The organism is Cyclobacterium lianum, from assembly GCF_900143075.1.
Classification (GTDB): Bacteria; Bacteroidota; Bacteroidia; order Cytophagales; family Cyclobacteriaceae; genus Cyclobacterium; species Cyclobacterium lianum.
Genome location: NZ_FRCY01000004.1, coordinates 249509 through 266480 on the forward strand (window position 1 = coordinate 249509; position 16972 = coordinate 266480).

Here is a 16972-nt window from a genome sequence, read left to right on the forward strand (position 1 = left end):
GAACCTATTAACAAAATCATATTAAAACTGCCTTAAAATATCGTATATACATATATATGAATATATAGGATTTGGAGTAATGACCATATTTGTGAATATTTGATCAACTTTTTCGCCCCTGAATTCGCCCCTAAGTTTTTTTTCCTTAAATTTAGGAATGTTTTAAAAACCAGAAGATGGAAGCATCATTGAGATATGAGTTAAGAAGGGATTTGAAAAACAAGCGAGGTGAGCAGCCACTTACCTTATTGATCCACCTTGCAAGCCAGAGGAGAAAAATAGCTACAGGAATTAACCTGGTACCAGAGCTATGGTCCCTTGAAGACCAACAAATCTTAAACCTTACCACCAAACTTAAAATTCAACTCCAAAAAAAATATGGAGACAACCTGCCCAATAAGCAGTCCCTGATCCAATGTCAAGATGATCTAATAGATTTAAAAAATAGGGTTCGAAAGATTGAGGAAGATTTTAGGTCTAAAGGAATTACCTATAGTGTTGAAATGCTGGTAGAGAAAATAAGGGGTTCTAATACGGTGAAAATAAAAAAGGAAGAACCTAATAACCTGGTCTATGATTTTATAGACCGCTACATCCAGGAGCATGAACTCACCAGAGTAAAGGGGAGCTTAGTAGTGTATAAATCCCTTAAATATCACTTAAAAAATTACGAAGCAAAGACAAGGACTAAAATTCGATTCGATAAAATCGATTATACCTTTATGCAATCTTTCCAGAATTTTTTGATTGGATGGGAAAAAGTCCATGAGACTACTGGTACAGTTAATACCCTGAATAATATTACAATAGCAAAACAATTAAGTACACTTAAAACCTTTCTGGGATATGCAAAGAGATTGGGGATAAAAGTCAATGATGGGTATAAGGACTTTTCCATCAAAAGAGATAAACTAGAAGTTATCGCCCTGACCCAAATGGAACTGGACTTGCTTTTTAATTACAACCTGCAGTTAAATAAGCGATTGGACCAGGTGCGTGATGTTTTCTGCTTTAGCTGTGCAACGGGTTTCAGATTTTCTGATCTTCAACAATTAAAAAGAGAGCATATCAAGGATATGGAGATCAGGCTGACCATCAAAAAAACCAAGGAACCCTTAATCGTTCCATTAAATAGGTATTCTAAGGATATTTTAAAGAAATACGAAGAGCTGGCTTCACCCCTACCCATGATCTCCAATCAAAAGTTCAATAAATATGTCAAGGAGCTTTGCAAGCTGGCGGGGATTGATGATCCTATTGAAATAATTAGGTACAAGGGAGCAAGCAAGCAATCCACCATTTACAGGAAACATGAAATTATTAGTGCACATACCGGAAGGAAAACTTTTGCCACCCTTTCCCTGGAAAAAGGAATCCCAGCAGAGACGGTCATGAAGATTACCGGACATGCCGATTACAAAAGTTTTCAACGGTATGTGAAAGTTACGGAAGAGAGAAAAAGAAACGAAATGCAGAAAGCCTGGGGAGCCCCATTATGAAAATTCTAACACTAAGCTATGCAAAAGTTCGATCCAAAACGGTCCCTTTGGCTGTATAAGCTCTGGGAATACCTGCTGTTGTTTGATGGCAGCTCCGAAGAAGAAAGAATGCTGGCCTATCGGTACGGCTGGCATATTTTTTCCAGTAATCGACAGCACTTTGAAGATTTCTCCCTTTTTCTCCGCCGAAGAAAGTGGTTTATTTATCTTTCTTTGATTTACCCCATACTCATTACTTTTATTAGCCTTTTGCTGGCCCTTTCTGTCTTGACAATTGAGGTGGCTATGAAGGTGCCGCTGGCACTTATCTTTTCGGGAGTCACGGCAGGAATTATTTACAACTTGATCGGCAAAACGCTCAAAAATATCCGGGAAACAGCGATTTTCCTGAGGTATGTCAATCCTAATGAAAAACTGGCCAATTTCCTTGAATTTGAAAACCTGGATTTATTGGACAAGGAAAACGCCTTACTTTTTTACGAAAATATGAGGGCCAAGCGGGATTATATTCATGACGAAACTCCTGAAAACAACCTTGATAAAACGGAGAAATTACTGGCGGTTGAATTTTTATTAGGAGGACCAGGGACCTTGAACGAACTAATCAACAAATTGTGCCTTAACCCAAATTGCAGTTTGTCAAAGGAGGGGGTTTACCGGGTTTTGGGTGTAATCCTCTCCGCTTCCCCGAATAATATCAAAAAAGATATCGTTAAAGGAGTGAAGGAAATTAGATCTGGAGAAAACCTTTCCTCAAAAAGAATTGATCAACTCAGAAATGTTAAAGCCATTTTCAGCCAATCAAAACTGGGATTAAAAGCCAATGAGATAGATAGCCTGATTTTTAATCAAAAGAAAGGTAGCTTCTGATTTTAAATTGTGGTTTTTTAAGTCTAACTCAATACAATTTTTCTTGATCACAAATCAGCTAAAGGAGCCTCCCCTGGCATCAAGCTATTGAGATAGTCATTGGTAAAATCTACTTTGAGTTCTACCCAAAGTAGTAAATGGTCTGACATCTGCCAAGTAATCCATTCTTTGTTGTAGTAGTTCCGTTTTTGTTCTTCTGTTCTAGGAGCATTTCTGTTTGCCCCTCTGCCTCTAAAATTAAAGTCACGGTACTCTGTTTTCATATAGTCGAAATAATCCTCATAATCCTCTTCTCTACACACGGCGTCCCTGAAGTCAAAAACCCCGGCATCTCCAAACTCGAGCCTTTTATCATTTTGCTTAAAGGCAATTTGATCATAGAATTTGTTTTTGCCCAAGTTGGTTTCAAATCCCTTCAAAATGTCGGGGATTTTGAAACCGTTTTCTTCCAAGGCCTGCATAGTTTGGTGTTGAGGACTGACTATATTAAAATCCCCGAGTAAGATGTAATCTCCCGTTTCTTTTTTGTTAAGGTTTTTAAAATGGGTAGCAATTTTTTCGATTTCCTCAATCCGCCTTTGCAATTTTTCACCACTATCTTCTCCGAAGTAAATGTGAACAGTACAAATGTTAAATTTAAACCAACCTGCCTGGAAACTAACCACATAAGGAGCCCTTGCAAATTGCAGGCCCTCCTCAGTTACCATTGTGCTTTTAGGTAAGATCACCTGCCATGAGAGATTGGTAAATTTCACCCGTTTCTTGTTGAAAAGGAATGCCATTCTTTCTCCGTTTCCAGATAGTCCTTCAGTTATCGATGTTACCAAAAAATCCCAATCATTTCCCAGAAGCCAGACTAGTTTTCTAAGAGGATCCAAGTCACGGTTTATTTCTTGCACCGCCACCAGGTCAAAGCGGGAAATGATTTCCGCAATGTAATTGTAGGATTCATCCAATCTAGGTCCTTGTTTGTAAAAATTGGAATCAAAATCCTTGATATTCCATGTGGCAAGCAATAAGGAATCGGGTTTGGTGAAAGGGATTTTTTCTGACAAGACTTTTCTTAAGTCTAGAATTCTTTCTAGGGTACGTTTTCTGGTTTTAGCTTCATAGTCCCTTATTTTAAAATACCTTGGCATAGTAGTAGAGTTTGGTTGAAACGTTCAAAAAAACTTAAAAAGGGCCTGAGAAGAACTAACCCTCTTAAATTTAGTAAAAATATTTAAATGATTTTCTTATTTCGTATTGAATTTAACATTAAATTTAGTTATGTCAATTTTAGGTCAAATACATTCAAATTCTCATCTTGAAAAAAAAGCCCCTAAGGGCTTTTCCTAATCCCTCTTGGCCTTTCCCCGATTCGGAGCAGCGACCTTTTTGCTGATATAGGCGGTATGAGTTTTACAAAATTGGTCCGGCTCTTTGAGCGAGGCGACTTCAAATACCAGGTATTCTTTGCCATCGTAGTCGACCATATGGTCTTTAAGAATTTCCTCCAATGTTTCTTTGGAGATGGATACCCGGATAATGTTGAGGTCCTTTACCTGGGTTCCTTTGCTGATGTAGGATTTTTCAAATTGTGACATGACTTTTATTGTTTAAGGTTTGAAATTTGATTATGACCAAGAGAACGGGGGCTGCCAGGAACTCCCAAGCCAAGGGCCGTACAAAAAAATGGTGGAATGCTTCCTTTGTAAAACCCTATTTTTTGATCGAGTGAAGCTTACCCTTGGTGGGTGGACCGCTGCTCCCATCTTTGCATGAATCATAATTCAGAACCGGGAACAGGATAGCCCATGGCATTGGAAAGGCTAGATTATAAAGAAATCAAGGAAAAGATACTTAGGAGTAATAGGGATTGTCCAGCTTTAGGAATAGGGGAATTTGTGGGGCCTTGAAGAACGGCTAATAAAGTCTCTGTAATTTGATTTCGCTGATGAAGTTAAAATAGGAATTCCATATCTACTGCTAAGATAAAGTTACTACAATTCCAAACCTGGGTTTGGATTGAGAACAGGGTGTTAAGTGAATTTGCAACTTTACCTTATTTATGCAATAAATTTGACATTGGGATTACACATACTTGTGTGAAGTTCCATCCCGTCTAAGACTCATCCGGCAAAACTTTCAATTCCAGTATATAAAGTCAAAAAGTTGAAAAATAAATTTTTAGATTTAACTTTAGGTATGGGATTATGAGCAAACATTTCCATTTGATTATTCATCTAAAAAATGGCAAGGTATCGGATTGGGTACGCTATTTCAAATGGTTCACTAGCAAAAGTTTCCTGATGTCTACCAGGATTGACCTCGAGGTTTTATCTTTGAATATTTTCTCCCTCCCGATAGCTCAAGAGTCGAAAATGCGCAAAGAACTTGTTTTCTACCCCTTCTCAGTTTGTAATTAAATTTTGATAACCTAAACCCAACCGTATGAAAAAAATAATCAAAATTGCATTTTTAGCATTAATGGGCTGCGGAGCTGAAGAAAAGCAATCCACTAGAGTCATCGATTTTGATAAAGTAAAGGAGATGCCGGCTGATTTGAAGATTGAAAATGTCGTTTTGTTGGAAACAGATACCACAGAGCTGCTCGGAGAAGATGTAAAAGTACAGTATAATAAAGAGGGTTTTTTTGTCATGAATAGCAGAAATGCAAAAGGAATTCATCATTTTTCCCCATCAGGGCAGCATCTCGGTATGGCCGCTCAGATAGGAGAAGCGCCTGGTCAGTTACCTCAGATAGAAGATTTCAAATTAATAGGAAATTCATTATTTATCATCTGCGGAATGGGTGAACGAATCGATTTACACAAATTCTCTATTACCCATAAGTTGGAGACAACCACTGAGATCCCGCGCTATGCATTTTCTTTTCAGCCGCTTGAGAATGGGAACTTATGGTTCTATGGTGGATACTACATTTTGGCTGGCGACCATCGACTCTTTCTAACGGATGGATCTGGCAAGGTAAAGATTGAATTACTTCCAAATGAAGCACCTCCTATTGGTCAGATTGGGGGCCATGCTTTTTTCCAGGGAGATGACCGAATTTTGTTTCGGGAACCTCTCAAAACTACTGTATGGGAGATCACACCTGGAGATACCCTAAAAGAAGCTTATAAATTTGATTTTGGCAACAATACAGTTCCAAAAGAGTTATGGGAAAATGATCTTTTCGAGGGGGTCGGGAAGATCATGACTAAGGGATTTATGGATATTTTCTTTATGGTAGAGTCCGATCGATATTTTTTGGCGGATGTAACCACTCTGAAAGGTAGGGATAGAAGTAAAAGCTTGTTTTTAAGGGATAATAAATCTCACAACCAATTTAAAATCAAGGTTAACCAAGAGGAATTAGGGCATTTCAATTCACCCATCGGAATAAAAGGAGATCAGATCATATTTTTCGCCTATGCAGCATATTTGGTGAGAAATAAAGAAAATCTAAATCTTAGTGATAAAGCCAAGGCTTCTATAGCTAATCTAACAGAAGATTCAAATCCAGTAATTCTTTTTACTAAAATCCCGGAGTAGTTTGCTTGCTCTAAAAGCGTATCAAAACTCAAAAATCAAGAGTATGGAAAATAGAGCGGTTGATATTAATTATTACTATCCTAAAAAAACCATCATCAGTTGCGATCATATAGGCAGGAAGAAAATGGTTTTGAGGCAAAGCCCAATAAAAAAGGCTGTTTTTAAGATTGAACCTTTATCTTCCAGGAGTTGGAAATTCCAATCCCATTTCTTGATACAACTTCCGCACCTTAAACCTCCAACTGATCCTGGCTTCTTGCCAGGACTTGCTCCCCTCAATTATATCGATTCTGTCGTTGGAATGGAAGGGCTTGAATTTTGAATATTTCCTGTTGTCAAATTCCAATAATAGCTCAGGCCTGGTTAGCGGGCTGATTTCATTGTTTAAAACGAAAGAAAATATCCACATCATATCTGTTAGCAACCAGCCTGCAGACCTCATTGCTTATCCTTTCTTTTGTGGTCTTGAGATGTTATAGGATCTGCTTTCTGGAATAAAGGTTTTCCAGAGTAGCAATATCTGTATCAAAAGTTTCCGGAGTAGTTGCAAAGAGGGCACGGGGAATAATAATATCCTTGTCCCTTTCAAAGTCAAGCGCACTATGGTCCATATCCCAAAATAGATGTTTGGGGAAGACTTTGGCTATGTTGATTTTTTCCTTCACAGTGCAAAGTTAACGATATTTTATAAAAAAAGATGCGTAACCGAGCGGTGGTGCTTGTCGTTGACCCTCTGGTAATTTTACTTTGTCTAACGATTGTAAGTCGGTCCGGAGTAATTTAATCATTCATTTTGTCACGCCGATTTCACCCTTCTGCTAATCTTATTCAACAGGTCAAGCTTATTATTACTTCCAGCCTTTTTGAAAATATTCTGTATGTGCTTATTGACAGTCCTTTCGGAGATATTCAGGGCATCGCCGATTTCTTTGTAGATGTAGCCATCTTTGACCAATTGGCAGATCTCCGTTTCCCTTTTGGTAAGCCCCAAGCCCTTACACCGAATGCTGAAAATCTCCTCCTCATTTTTGGTTTGGATCAGGTCCAGCGTTTCCAGATCCTTGCGGTTTTCTTCAATCATATTCCGAAAAAAAAGAAAGGTGATGATCAGGAATCCGCCGTTGGTAAAAAGCACCTCAGTGAGTTGGGTTACCTGCAAGTAGGCCAATAAGGGCATCAGGGCCCAGGGAGCTACGGCGATATAGGACAGAATGGCATCGAAAGAGGCTTTTCTATTTTTGTATCGCTGCCGAATGCCCCAAAGGATGTTGTATACCATGTAGAATGCATAGGCAAACGGAATAATCATTCCCACATAGATGACCGTCATCAAATCCAATCCAAGTGGATAGAGTATGCAGAAGAAGATGATAAAGGGCGAAATCAGGAAAATCAGCACGCCATATTTTGCATGAAATTCCAGATGGGTGATGTTGTAGGCCTGGTAAAAATAATAGGGAAAATAGGCACCCATGGAAAAGCCAGCCCCATAAGCCAGGATGTATTGAAACACAACCGACATGGGAAGGTTTTCGTCGGGAAAGAGACCTCCGGCAATATTGTAGATGATCAGTAAGAATAGCAGGATCAGGTAATATTTTCGCTTTTTTTCTTTGGGCTTTTGCAGGTAAAAGACCAGTTGGTGGGAAAACATTAACGTTTCCAGAATTACAAACAGAAGGGTTACGATATGTATTTCAGTATTGAGAACGGTCATGGCGTTCAGGCAGTTTTTAGAAAATAGAACGGGAACCCAAACCGCTCTGAAACGGTATAAATCTCCATGCCGTGTTTTTGGTACCAGGGCAGGTTTCGCTCGGTAGAGGTTTCAAGATAGACCGGCCGCTTGAGCGTCCTGGAGTAATCCAATACATGTTTCAGAACCGCCGTCTCAAAGCCGTTCCCCTGCCGCTCAGGGTTCACGCCAATAAACCAGAGGTAAGTAAACGGTTCGCTGGGATAATGCTTTTTGATAAAGGACTCCCTGGCCAAGGCCTTGGGAATGTTACCCAGGCCGATGGTTTTAAGTATTAACTGTATATCCAGATAGGTGCTTTTCCAGGAGAACTTTTTCCGATCCTGAAACTGGATCATGGCGCAAGCTTCACCGTCGTCCGAAATAAATATCTCACCGGTATCCATGCAGTTGTCAAAGGAATACTCCATCAAATAGCGGATCTTTTTCTCCTGCTTCCCTGCAATGTAGTTGACGCTCTTGTTTTTTTTGAATGCTTCCAGCAGTATGGTTACCACTTTCTCCCGATCATTTTGGGTTGCTCTTCTCATAATTTTAATTTTTAAATCCGAGTTGCGAGGATTTCCCTCCCCTCCCCCCACCACAAAACCGTATGGAAAAAGGAGGGGCAAGTTCGTTTTTGGCTGATAAAAACCGGAAGGTTTTTTGTCGGACAAAGACACAACTTGCAAGGACCGCGCACAGCGGATTGGTGGTTATACCAGAGCAGATTTTTAGCTCCGGATGAATATAAGTAAGAACGGTTAAAGACGATAGTATAAATTAATAATACCATTTTTACTACCTAATATAAATTTATATCTAAATAAAAGCAAATATATTTACACTATTTTTACCTATATGAATAGGTAAATAAGCAGCTATACCCCTATCTGGATAGCTGAATATGCAGCTATTCGTGAATGTATCGTTCGGGATATTCGTTTGTCTTTCGCCAACTTAAACTTAAAAATCAATGTATATCTATGTATTAACCTATACTTGTCTCGGAATAGTTAGGTATTCGTATATACCGATAGCTGACTATTTTTCAGGTATAATTTTTAGATTTTCGAACTCCATATTAGGGATCGCTTTTCCTTTACCTCTTGCTGATTGCCTGACCGCTGATTCGGGTATGAGGAATAGGATCATTTATCGTTTCACTCCTAGGTTTGCTCTCTTCATCCAGTACTCATTCAAATCCTTGTAAGGAAGGTATAATTTCGACTGATCGCGGCATTGCGGAAGTGATTGCAGTAATTCTTTGGTGGCTTCTTTCCCAGCCTTGTCCCGGTCAAGAAATAAATCGACCTGTCCGTACTTTTGAATAGTTGGCATGGCCGATTTTAAATTGGCCAGGGAGTTAAGTACCATAAAATCCACTCGGCACCGTTCCGCCTTTCTCATTTCCACATAGCTCATCAGGTCGAATATGCCCTCAAACAGGCAGAGCTCTGCTGCATTGTTCCGGTAATGCGAAACCCCCTGAGCCGTGCAGCCCTTCCAGTATTTGTTCCGTATGGACCAGCCGTTTTCATTTGCGTTACCCATCCCGAAATACCTTTTGTCTCCGATGTGGTAATATACCTCCCGGCAGAAGTCGCGTGCCGTCTCCAATGATATGCCTCTGGAGTGCAGGTAATCCGTAATGGCACGATTGTTTCCAAGATGCTTCGTTTTAATGATGGTAATCCCAGGTGGTTCCTTTTCGGAAGGCTTCGCATTGGAAAGAATTGGCGGGTGAAGAAAAAAAGAGGATCCGCTTATGGTGGCTATTTCCTGGATGGCCTCAGATATGGTAAAAGCCGGATTCATTTTCAGAACCAGGTCAATGAGCGTACCACCTGCATTCCCATCTCCGAAATCCACCCAGAGGTTTTTGATGGGATGTACTTTAAAGGAAGGCGTCCTTTCCTCCCTATAGGGGGAGTAGTAAAAGCAATAGCCTGCTTTTACTTTGCTTGGTTTTATTCCCAGTTGATCCAGATAAGTTACTATGGATATCTTATTGGCTTCTTTGGCATTCATGGTCTTAAAGTTTAATCTTTTTAAAAAACCACCTACTACACCTACTACCTTACTACATTTTGTTGTTATTTATTTGGTATTCAGTTATTTATAACTGTTGAAAATCAAAAAGCATCTTACTACAAAAACCCTTTTTGTAGTAGGTTGTAGTAACTTGATATATTTTATCCTACTACACTTTATTTAATTGATTATCAATTGTTTAAATGTTATTTGTAGTAAGTAGTAGGTTGATTATGTTTAATGTAATATCCCTTTTCGGGGAAGGTTTGGGCTTCGTTTCTACGCACCTGGGTCTGAATGTGGCCGAGCAGTTTCAGGGCCTTTCCTATTTCTACCGGGCTGATTCTTAGGTTTCCGGAAAGGTTCGAGGCCAGCTGGTGACAAATCTCAGTGGCCGTCATAAATTTGTCATGGTCCTCCTTGGTGCCCGGGGAAAAGTACTTCTGTACCAGCTCCACTTCCGGGGAAATGGTTTTGTACTGATTGTTCATCAGTTCATTTTCCTGAATTTCAGCAGCCGTCATCTCGTATTGGAAATCCGAATGATACAATTGATAGGCTTGAGCCCAAACCTGGTCGATATCAATGTCACGTTTATAATCCCAGTTGATCGCTCTTACTGTAAAGCAGAGCCAGCGGACACTTCCAGTCACATCGGTCAGGAACTCGGCCTTATTGGTGGATCCCCAGATGGATGCCCTCCTGGGCTCCATTTTAGGCTTTTTGTCATAAGGATGCCTGACCTTTACATGTGATTTACTCATCAAGGTTTTCTGTGCATTGATTTCCGTTCTGGAAAGCGTGGAAAGCTCATCCTGGATCACGCCGAAATTCTGGCTCAGGGCGATCAGACTGTCCTTATCCACGGAAATATTTTCCGCATGATAGGCCATCAATTGATCCGGGATCAGGAAACGGGTTAGGGTTGTCTTGCCGCTGTTCTGCTGCTCCTGCACAAAGATCAGGGCCTGCTTATTAAAGAAGTCATCCCTGAGGCAACAGGCCACGCAGCGGACCAGCCATTTTTTGAACTGTACCTCAAACCGCCCCTGCCCATATACCTGGATATAGTCTGTGAATTTTTGGATATAGTCTCCATGGAGGGTTTCTTCCCATTTGTTCCGGACCTGTCTAAAATACTCCACAAAAGGATTGGTTTTGGGAATAAAGTCCGAACAAAGGAAGGTGTTGATTTCACCTACCGAGGTGCGGTACCCGGCCTGCCGACATTCTATGTAAAGGGTATTGGGATTGACTGGGCTGTAGTTGTTCCCTTCTTTTTCTCTGGCAAAGACTTCGTTTAGTACCAGGTTGTTCTTAAAGTCGTATTTTGAGATCAGGAACCTGATCATCCGAATGGTAGGGCTGGAAGATTTCTCATCTATCTTCCTGATAGGGTTTTCCTCGTCCATTTTTCTGTAGGTTTGGGTTGGTAAATCCATACAGAAATGGTATATTCGTCTCATTCAAAGAGGGATACCATTTCCTAATGAAATTATAGCAAGCGGATCGGGCATGATCCGCTTTTATTTTTTCCGGCCGTTTTTCTGGTGGCCGGCATTGAGTATATCCGACTTTTTGAAATACACCCTGGTATTGATCACCTGTTCTTTCAGGAAACCTTCCCTGCGCCAGTTATTGATGGTGGTACGAGAGCGGCCCAGAAGCTTCATGGCTTCTGGGATCTGTATCAGCTCGTTTTCCTGTACCGGTGGCTGCAGCTCGGGGATTATCCTGGCGACCACTTCTTCGGCAATCTCCTGGATGAGTTGCCTTTTGTCGATGGGGGAAAAGATCATGTCGTTCATATTCGGTTATCCTTTGGTTTGTGGTCCGAATATGGTCACAAGTTGGCAGGGGTAGGTAGCTGGGGTACTACCCCAAGTTTTCAAAAAGCGTCACAACTGGCGATTATAGGTGTTTTTTAATTGAAATAATTCTGGGGTAGGTTTGGATCGGGGAAAATTTGTTGGGGGTATTACTGCTTTTGGTAGTGAAAAAGCGAAAGCAGCAAGATTATTGGTTTGGAACCTTTTCGTCATTTTCCTTGATATTTGTAGGCAATATCCAAGGGGGAACTCTCTAAAATATCGGGGTCAACCCCAAAAGCCTTTCAAGGTATAAGCTCGGCACAACCGTGCCCCCGGCCGACGTGCTCAAAAGCATCGCCGATGCACTGGAAGTATCCACCGACTACCTGGTGAGTGAAAACGGGCAGGTACAGATAAAGGACAAGGAGCTGTTCAAAAAGTTTGAGCTAACACTCCCTTAGAAATATGAAACTGGCTTTTGTAGTGCTTATCAACCTGCACTTGGCATTGATTGGTGGTATTCTTATTGTCTATTTCACTTCAGGTATCATCAGCATTGCAGCTACCATTGGCTTTATCAGTTTGTTTGGTATCGTCACGCGAAATGGAATTTTGCTTATCTCCAGGCACGAAGACTTACGCAGAGAAGGCAAACAAGGCCTTGCGTTGATCAAAGAAGGTGCTCTGGACAGGCTCAATCCTATTTTAATGACCGCTTTTACTACAGGATTTGCCTTGATCCCATTAGCCTTAAAGGGCGGTGAGCCTGGTAGTAAGATTCAAAATCCAATGGCCGTGGTAATTTTGGGTGGATTGCTATCAGCTACCATTTTGAATTTGGTGGTAATACCTTGTGTGTATCAGTTGGTCACAGGCAGAAACAAATAAAATGTACATTACATTAAGTTAGGCCAACGAATTGCTTTGGCTTGGCTTAACTGACCCATTCCTTTGCTTCTTCCTTTTCTTCCAACTCAAAATACTTTATTTCCGCATTGGTAAACGGTTTCATAAATTGGGTGATCCAATTCTGCCATTTTTTGTCGCCTACCATGGCTATCTTTTCATAATCATCGGCATGCGACATATCCATTTTTAAATCCTGCCAGAACGCATTCAATTTCGATCCGGAAAAATTCTCCATCTCAAAGTACCACCGTACTTTTTTCCCACGGTTCACAATGTTATGAATCAACGGATGTATTTTCTGAATATCCGTTTCAGTCAGGTTATCCTTAGCCCTGGTGGCTATAATGTTGTTTTTGGTGAATTCAAGTATTTGTAGCATAGTGGTATATAGTTAAATTATAAATTTCTTTTTTCCATTTCTGCTTTCGCGATAGCCCGGTCAATGGCTTCTGCCTTAGTGCATTTATCATGGACGTAGAATTCTTCGGCATATTTTAAAGCCAACCACCTAATATCTTCATCCAATGCATTGAGGTGGTGCTTATAGTCATTGAATAATCCCTCTACTGCTTCATTCTTTACTGAGACTTTCATGCCCAGTGCCTGAAGATTATGAAGAAAATCATTTTTTGGCACCCATTCCCCCATAAAGAAAAAGCCGAATTGGTCAGGCTCATTTTTTAAAATAAGACGGGCAGTTGTCACCACGGGTATGGCCGTAGCTTCATATAACTCATTATGGGAATTGGTAATTTCCCTTTTGAGATGCGAATTTTCAGCCGTTACCCGAATTACTCCTCCATAAGGTTTTTTTGTAAAATTTTGAATAGCCCATCTGAACAGGCTAACACCTACATTCATTGGTAAGAATTTATTGAAAATCATTTGCCAACTGAGCATGATAATGTTGGCCAACCCGTTGATTCCTGCATGATAATAGGCCATGTTTTTTAAGTTGTATTTTGACGGAATAGATTGTAATTCAGGCATCCAGATTGGGACACTGATTGCTTTCCCAAACCCTTGAGGAAACTCTGCTATTTTCATTTTAAAGGGGCAAGCTTTTTTAAGCGTACCGTTTTTAACGATGTAAGCAGGCTCATTATGGCCTATTATATCTTTTATGCCCCCATCAGGAATTTCAGGATCGTGGTAAACTCCTTCAATAAGGAGCTTTTCAGGCTTATCCAATTCACACAGTGCCCACCGCGCCATAAATCCGGGCAAGCCGGGCTCAAAACCAGCATCCAGTAAAAAAAGATGCTCCCATTCTTCAATAGCTTCCTTCATTTCATTAAAGGCCAGGTGCTTTTCCTTTCCCGGGCTGAGGTCAATGTGGTGGGCGTTTTTTGAATTCAGCACAGCATCAATTAATGATAATGAGTTTTGATAATCTAAAGGAACAGCGACAATTACCAACTGCACCTCTCTGATAATGTCCGTGAGTTTTTTCCGATTGTTGATATCTACCTCCATGGCTTTAAACACTCCACCTGGAAATTCATTCTGAAGATGTTCAGTTTGCTTTTGGGCCTTCGCAAGCGTCCGGCCGGCAGTGATAATTTCGTATTGATCATAGCTTGCCAATAGTCGAGAAATTGACTTCCCGGCCCTTCCATAGCCACCAATGATCAAAATTCTATCTATATCATCTTTCATCCCTCAAGTTGCTCTTTAAAGTATTCTAATTCCACCAGTGTATGTTCGGAAGCACTTTGCAGCATACCAAAACAGCTTTCCATCAGCCAACTGAGCGTGCGCCCACCAAAAGTGTCTTTAAAATTTCCATAAATGCGGTGCGAAACACGATACCCTTTATCGGTGGTTTCTTCAATTCTAAAAGTACCTCCCTCATCTACCGGAATCTCCATGCCGAGGAAATAGTAAATGGTCTTTGCCTTCCAGCGAAAACTCCGGCTTTCATTTACATCATAGACTGTCCCATCCAACTCAGCAGTAATGCCGCCTACCTTTTCTTTTTGGTAAAACCTAAGGCTGTCCCAAAACGGTTGCTTCGGTTCGGAAAGAATTTCCGTGCCGCGATGGGCCGGATTGGAATTCTCAAAAGCTCCTTCAAAATCGGTAGCGATCTCCCAGATGTCCTCTCTGTTCGCTTTTATAATTGCCGATTGGGTGGTATCCACGGGTAATTGTTGTCGGGATATGCCAAACAGAAGCACACCCAATATGAGGAGTGGGATACCAATAGTTTTTAATAGTTTGTTTTTTGATGTTTTCATAACTCACTAGCTTTTTCTTTAATTTTTGAATGGTCTAAATGCTCTTCCATAGATTAAAAAAGTTTTAAGACAAAAAACGCCATAATCAATAAATAGGCAACATAAGCTGCATCAAATACAAATATTTGCCATTTGCTAAATCCATGAAGCTGCTTGCTTTGATGGACAAAAACCGAATAAAGCAACGGCATCAATCCTACAAAGGCCAGGTTGACCCAATACAATTGAAAATCCTCCACTGGGGTGGTTACCAGGGCCAAAGGGAAAAATGCCACTGTCATGGTTACCGCATTGTCGGCTATCACGCTGGTGGTACCTGCGGTAACCTCTCCACCCATTACCACACTCCAGGTCTTAAATACTTCAGGAGCAGTGGTTATAATGCCGGTGATGAATAGTCCTCCGACAATCTCCGATATACCCAAAGCCGTAACGATGTTCTCAGTGGCTTTCACAATGAAAAATGCCCCGGCCGCTATGGCAAATGCCCCGGCAATGGAAAGCCATATTTTCTTTTGTGTCCATTCTACTTTTTCTCCTTCTTTTCTTCCTTTGACAATCGCGTGAATTAAAAAAGCACCATAAGCCCCAAGCATGATCCATCCCTCAATCGGTTGCAAGCCCCGCCAGGCTTTCGGTAAGGTTAGTACAGCTACCAGTGCGATTATACCCAAATAGGGCAGTGACAAAACGGATACGGAACGCTTGTTTAAAGCCAATAGATTAGCGTCCAGATGTTCCTGATGTTTTGGGTTGTTTTTGAATTGTTTGCGTGAAGCAAAATAGGCTATCGTAACCATGAGGGGAATGGAGATGATATTAGAACCCAGTAAGTTTCCTAAGCCTATATTTGATACACCCCGGGCAGCACTGGTAATGTTGATAGCTACTTCGGGACTTGCTGTTACAATTGCCAAAAAGGCAGCTCCTGCCGAAGCTGTGAGTCCCCATTGTTTCCGCAACTTTCTGAGCGGTGTAAGCAATTGATCTGCTCCCCAGTGTGCAGCCCATGCGGCTACTACTAAAACTCCTGCCCATAACCATGCACTCATTCTTCTGTTTTTATCGGTTAATTATCTATTTAGCTATTTTCAATATCCTTACAGCCCCGCGCATTACGAAGGTGAAAACAATTGCCCCAATGGCCAAATCGGGCCATTTGCTATCCAGCCAGTAAACCAGTACACCAGCCAAGATCACTCCGCCATTCACGATAATGTCATTGGAAGTGAAGATGGCACTCGCTTGCATGTGGGCCTCCTCACTTTTGGCTTTATTGATCAGCCAGAGTGAAACCAGGTTGCCTATGAGGGCCAGTACTGCTATGACGATCATCCATTGAAACAGCGGTGTTTCGCTTTCGCTGAAAAACCTGCGTAATACTTCTGAGAAGCCTAGGAGCGCCAATCCCATTTGAAAATAACCGCTGAATTTGGCGACTTTCTTCTTTCTGGAAACAGCACCACCAACTGCAAACAGGCTTAGTGCATACACGATAGAATCTGCCAGCATATCCAATGAGTCGGCTATCAGGCCCATAGAGTTGGAAATCCAGCCGGTAGTCATCTCTACTACAAAGAATCCGAAATTGATACCCAGCACCCACCACAATATTTTGCGCTGGTGAGAATCGTCAGCGGCCAACGGCAACTCTGCTTCATCTTCCGTGTTTTCCAGCCGGTCGTTGAGTTTGAGTTCGCTAATGGCCAGATGGATCTTGTCTACTTCTTCCGTGTGATATACCTCCAGTTTACGGTTTGAGATATCAAAAGAAAGCTGCTTGACCTCTTTATAAGGTTCCAGCTTCATACGGATCATTTGCTCCTCTGAGGGGCAGTCCATTTTGCTGATATGGAATGTGGTTTTCTTCATTAAAAATATGTTTGATTACACTTTTCACATATACCTTTTAGTACAAGATTGACCTCTTTAATCTGGTGCCTTTTTCCGATTGCCAAAAGTCGCTTGGGAATTATTTCAGCCAGGCAAAATGTCTCTCCGCACTCTAAGCAATGAAAGTGAAAATGCCAATCCTTCAGTTCCTGTTTTGTAATTGCATATTTTGCAGTTTCGGTTCCATCATCAATCTTGTGTACTATTCCTATCTCTTCAAAAAGATCTATTGTCCGGTAGATAGTTGTTTTAAGTACTGGCTTTTCCTGTTGGATCGTGATAGCCAGAGCTTGTTGCAGTTCTTTCAAGCTACAAGCAGTTTTCTTATTAATAATGTATTCAATCACTTCGATACGTGCAATAGTCGGAACAATCGCATGATCCTGAAGTATTTTTTCTGGTCTCCTCACTTTTATAGTTATATTTTACAGGTTTTTTATAATC

The 16972-nt window shown here is 41.0% G+C and carries 20 protein-coding genes; 6 read left to right on the top strand and 14 right to left on the bottom strand.

Translation table 11 applies throughout. The features are described from left to right. Nucleotides 1–176 precede the first annotated feature (176 nt). Entirely contained in the window at nucleotides 177–1499 is a 1323-nt protein-coding gene (locus BUB19_RS08025) for a site-specific integrase (protein WP_073094004.1), read from the top strand. 18 nt (nucleotides 1500–1517) lie between these two features. Beyond that, complete coding sequence (locus tag BUB19_RS08030; protein WP_073094005.1) at nucleotides 1518–2369, top strand: hypothetical protein; 852 nt, start codon at nucleotides 1518–1520, stop codon at nucleotides 2367–2369. A 47-nt stretch (nucleotides 2370–2416) separates the two neighbouring features. On the opposite strand, the gene BUB19_RS08035 is transcribed toward BUB19_RS08030, so the two are convergent. After that, on the bottom strand, nucleotides 2417–3508 hold the full coding sequence (locus BUB19_RS08035) for an endonuclease/exonuclease/phosphatase family protein (protein ID WP_073094006.1): 1092 nt from the start codon (nucleotides 3506–3508) through the stop codon (nucleotides 2417–2419). Between the two features lie 195 nt (nucleotides 3509–3703). Next, nucleotides 3704–3955, bottom strand: a complete 252-nt coding sequence (locus BUB19_RS08040) for a hypothetical protein (RefSeq protein ID WP_073094007.1) — start codon at nucleotides 3953–3955, stop codon at nucleotides 3704–3706. Nucleotides 3956–4802: 847 nt separating this feature from the next. On the opposite strand from BUB19_RS08040, the gene BUB19_RS08045 reads away from it, so the two are divergent. Together BUB19_RS08045 and BUB19_RS08050 are read left to right on the top strand one after the other, a co-directional pair. Continuing rightward, complete coding sequence (locus BUB19_RS08045) at nucleotides 4803–5906, top strand: 6-bladed beta-propeller (protein ID WP_073094008.1); 1104 nt, start codon at nucleotides 4803–4805, stop codon at nucleotides 5904–5906. Nucleotides 5907–5949: 43 nt separating this feature from the next. Beyond that, nucleotides 5950–6228, top strand: coding sequence for a hypothetical protein (locus tag BUB19_RS08050; RefSeq protein WP_143155960.1), 279 nt, complete (start codon nucleotides 5950–5952; stop codon nucleotides 6226–6228). A gap of 151 nt (nucleotides 6229–6379) precedes the next feature. Here BUB19_RS08050 and BUB19_RS08055 read toward each other — a convergent pair whose 3' ends face one another. The 6 genes from BUB19_RS08055 to BUB19_RS08080 form a co-directional block, all read right to left on the bottom strand. Beyond that, complete coding sequence (locus BUB19_RS08055; RefSeq protein ID WP_218588550.1) at nucleotides 6380–6571, bottom strand: DUF6922 domain-containing protein; 192 nt, start codon at nucleotides 6569–6571, stop codon at nucleotides 6380–6382. Nucleotides 6572–6702: 131 nt separating this feature from the next. After that, nucleotides 6703–7623 carry a helix-turn-helix transcriptional regulator gene (locus tag BUB19_RS08060; protein ID WP_073094010.1) on the bottom strand — a complete coding sequence of 307 codons (921 nt, stop codon included), beginning with the start codon at nucleotides 7621–7623 and terminating at the stop codon, nucleotides 6703–6705. A gap of 5 nt (nucleotides 7624–7628) precedes the next feature. Continuing rightward, a complete protein-coding gene (locus tag BUB19_RS08065; protein ID WP_073094235.1) occupies nucleotides 7629–8192 on the bottom strand; it encodes a GNAT family N-acetyltransferase in 564 nt (187 codons plus the stop codon). A gap of 604 nt (nucleotides 8193–8796) precedes the next feature. Next, a complete protein-coding gene (locus tag BUB19_RS08070; RefSeq protein ID WP_073094011.1) occupies nucleotides 8797–9672 on the bottom strand; it encodes a toprim domain-containing protein in 876 nt (291 codons plus the stop codon). Nucleotides 9673–9881: 209 nt separating this feature from the next. Continuing rightward, complete coding sequence (locus BUB19_RS08075; RefSeq protein ID WP_073094012.1) at nucleotides 9882–11117, bottom strand: VapE domain-containing protein; 1236 nt, start codon at nucleotides 11115–11117, stop codon at nucleotides 9882–9884. Between the two features lie 84 nt (nucleotides 11118–11201). Next, nucleotides 11202–11483 (bottom strand): helix-turn-helix domain-containing protein, encoded by a 282-nt coding sequence (locus BUB19_RS08080; protein WP_073094013.1) that lies wholly within the window; start codon nucleotides 11481–11483, stop codon nucleotides 11202–11204. Nucleotides 11484–11764: 281 nt separating this feature from the next. Between BUB19_RS08080 and BUB19_RS23785 the strand changes: the two genes are divergently transcribed. Beyond that, nucleotides 11765–11947 (top strand): helix-turn-helix domain-containing protein, encoded by a 183-nt coding sequence (locus BUB19_RS23785; protein ID WP_084097112.1) that lies wholly within the window; start codon nucleotides 11765–11767, stop codon nucleotides 11945–11947. Nucleotides 11948–11951: 4 nt separating this feature from the next. Next, on the top strand, nucleotides 11952–12374 hold the full coding sequence (locus BUB19_RS08090; protein ID WP_245802805.1) for an efflux RND transporter permease subunit: 423 nt from the start codon (nucleotides 11952–11954) through the stop codon (nucleotides 12372–12374). A gap of 46 nt (nucleotides 12375–12420) precedes the next feature. Here BUB19_RS08090 and BUB19_RS08095 read toward each other — a convergent pair whose 3' ends face one another. The 6 genes from BUB19_RS08095 to BUB19_RS08125 are packed head-to-tail and all read right to left on the bottom strand — an operon-like array spanning nucleotide 12421 to nucleotide 16938. Next, the gene (locus BUB19_RS08095) at nucleotides 12421–12774 is read right to left on the bottom strand and encodes a SpoIIAA family protein (RefSeq protein WP_073094014.1); all 354 of its coding nucleotides are present in this window, start codon (nucleotides 12772–12774) and stop codon (nucleotides 12421–12423) included. Nucleotides 12775–12791: 17 nt separating this feature from the next. Then, the gene (locus BUB19_RS23790; protein WP_084097114.1) at nucleotides 12792–14054 is read right to left on the bottom strand and encodes a saccharopine dehydrogenase NADP-binding domain-containing protein; all 1263 of its coding nucleotides are present in this window, start codon (nucleotides 14052–14054) and stop codon (nucleotides 12792–12794) included. Then, complete coding sequence (locus BUB19_RS08110; protein ID WP_073094015.1) at nucleotides 14051–14635, bottom strand: SRPBCC family protein; 585 nt, start codon at nucleotides 14633–14635, stop codon at nucleotides 14051–14053. Before BUB19_RS08110 ends, BUB19_RS23790 begins: the two co-directional genes overlap by 4 nt. 53 nt (nucleotides 14636–14688) lie before the next feature. Beyond that, complete coding sequence (locus BUB19_RS08115) at nucleotides 14689–15687, bottom strand: sodium:calcium antiporter (RefSeq protein WP_073094016.1); 999 nt, start codon at nucleotides 15685–15687, stop codon at nucleotides 14689–14691. Between the two features lie 25 nt (nucleotides 15688–15712). Then, the gene (locus BUB19_RS08120; protein ID WP_073094017.1) at nucleotides 15713–16507 is read right to left on the bottom strand and encodes a cation efflux transmembrane domain-containing protein; all 795 of its coding nucleotides are present in this window, start codon (nucleotides 16505–16507) and stop codon (nucleotides 15713–15715) included. Beyond that, nucleotides 16507–16938, bottom strand: a complete 432-nt coding sequence (locus tag BUB19_RS08125; RefSeq protein ID WP_073094018.1) for a Fur family transcriptional regulator — start codon at nucleotides 16936–16938, stop codon at nucleotides 16507–16509. Before BUB19_RS08125 ends, BUB19_RS08120 begins: the two co-directional genes overlap by 1 nt. Between the last annotated feature and the right edge of the window lie 34 nt (nucleotides 16939–16972).

What these genes read in the sequence shown, in the direction of transcription:
- BUB19_RS08025 (WP_073094004.1), top strand. Translation starts at nt 177, where the DNA reads ATGGAAGCATCATTGAGATATGAGTTAAGAAGGGATTTGAAAAACAAG.
- BUB19_RS08030 (WP_073094005.1), top strand. Translation starts at nt 1,518, where the DNA reads ATGCAAAAGTTCGATCCAAAACGGTCCCTTTGGCTGTATAAGCTCTGG.
- BUB19_RS08035 (WP_073094006.1), bottom strand. Translation starts at nt 3,508, where the DNA reads ATGCCAAGGTATTTTAAAATAAGGGACTATGAAGCTAAAACCAGAAAA.
- BUB19_RS08040 (WP_073094007.1), bottom strand. Translation starts at nt 3,955, where the DNA reads ATGTCACAATTTGAAAAATCCTACATCAGCAAAGGAACCCAGGTAAAG.
- BUB19_RS08045 (WP_073094008.1), top strand. Translation starts at nt 4,803, where the DNA reads ATGAAAAAAATAATCAAAATTGCATTTTTAGCATTAATGGGCTGCGGA.
- BUB19_RS08050 (WP_143155960.1), top strand. Translation starts at nt 5,950, where the DNA reads ATGGAAAATAGAGCGGTTGATATTAATTATTACTATCCTAAAAAAACC.
- BUB19_RS08060 (WP_073094010.1), bottom strand. Translation starts at nt 7,623, where the DNA reads ATGACCGTTCTCAATACTGAAATACATATCGTAACCCTTCTGTTTGTA.
- BUB19_RS08065 (WP_073094235.1), bottom strand. Translation starts at nt 8,192, where the DNA reads ATGAGAAGAGCAACCCAAAATGATCGGGAGAAAGTGGTAACCATACTG.
- BUB19_RS08070 (WP_073094011.1), bottom strand. Translation starts at nt 9,672, where the DNA reads ATGAATGCCAAAGAAGCCAATAAGATATCCATAGTAACTTATCTGGAT.
- BUB19_RS08075 (WP_073094012.1), bottom strand. Translation starts at nt 11,117, where the DNA reads ATGGATTTACCAACCCAAACCTACAGAAAAATGGACGAGGAAAACCCT.
- BUB19_RS08080 (WP_073094013.1), bottom strand. Translation starts at nt 11,483, where the DNA reads ATGAACGACATGATCTTTTCCCCCATCGACAAAAGGCAACTCATCCAG.
- BUB19_RS08090 (WP_245802805.1), top strand. Translation starts at nt 11,952, where the DNA reads ATGAAACTGGCTTTTGTAGTGCTTATCAACCTGCACTTGGCATTGATT.
- BUB19_RS08095 (WP_073094014.1), bottom strand. Translation starts at nt 12,774, where the DNA reads ATGCTACAAATACTTGAATTCACCAAAAACAACATTATAGCCACCAGG.
- BUB19_RS23790 (WP_084097114.1), bottom strand. Translation starts at nt 14,054, where the DNA reads ATGAAAGATGATATAGATAGAATTTTGATCATTGGTGGCTATGGAAGG.
- BUB19_RS08110 (WP_073094015.1), bottom strand. Translation starts at nt 14,635, where the DNA reads ATGAAAACATCAAAAAACAAACTATTAAAAACTATTGGTATCCCACTC.
- BUB19_RS08115 (WP_073094016.1), bottom strand. Translation starts at nt 15,687, where the DNA reads ATGAGTGCATGGTTATGGGCAGGAGTTTTAGTAGTAGCCGCATGGGCT.
- BUB19_RS08120 (WP_073094017.1), bottom strand. Translation starts at nt 16,507, where the DNA reads ATGAAGAAAACCACATTCCATATCAGCAAAATGGACTGCCCCTCAGAG.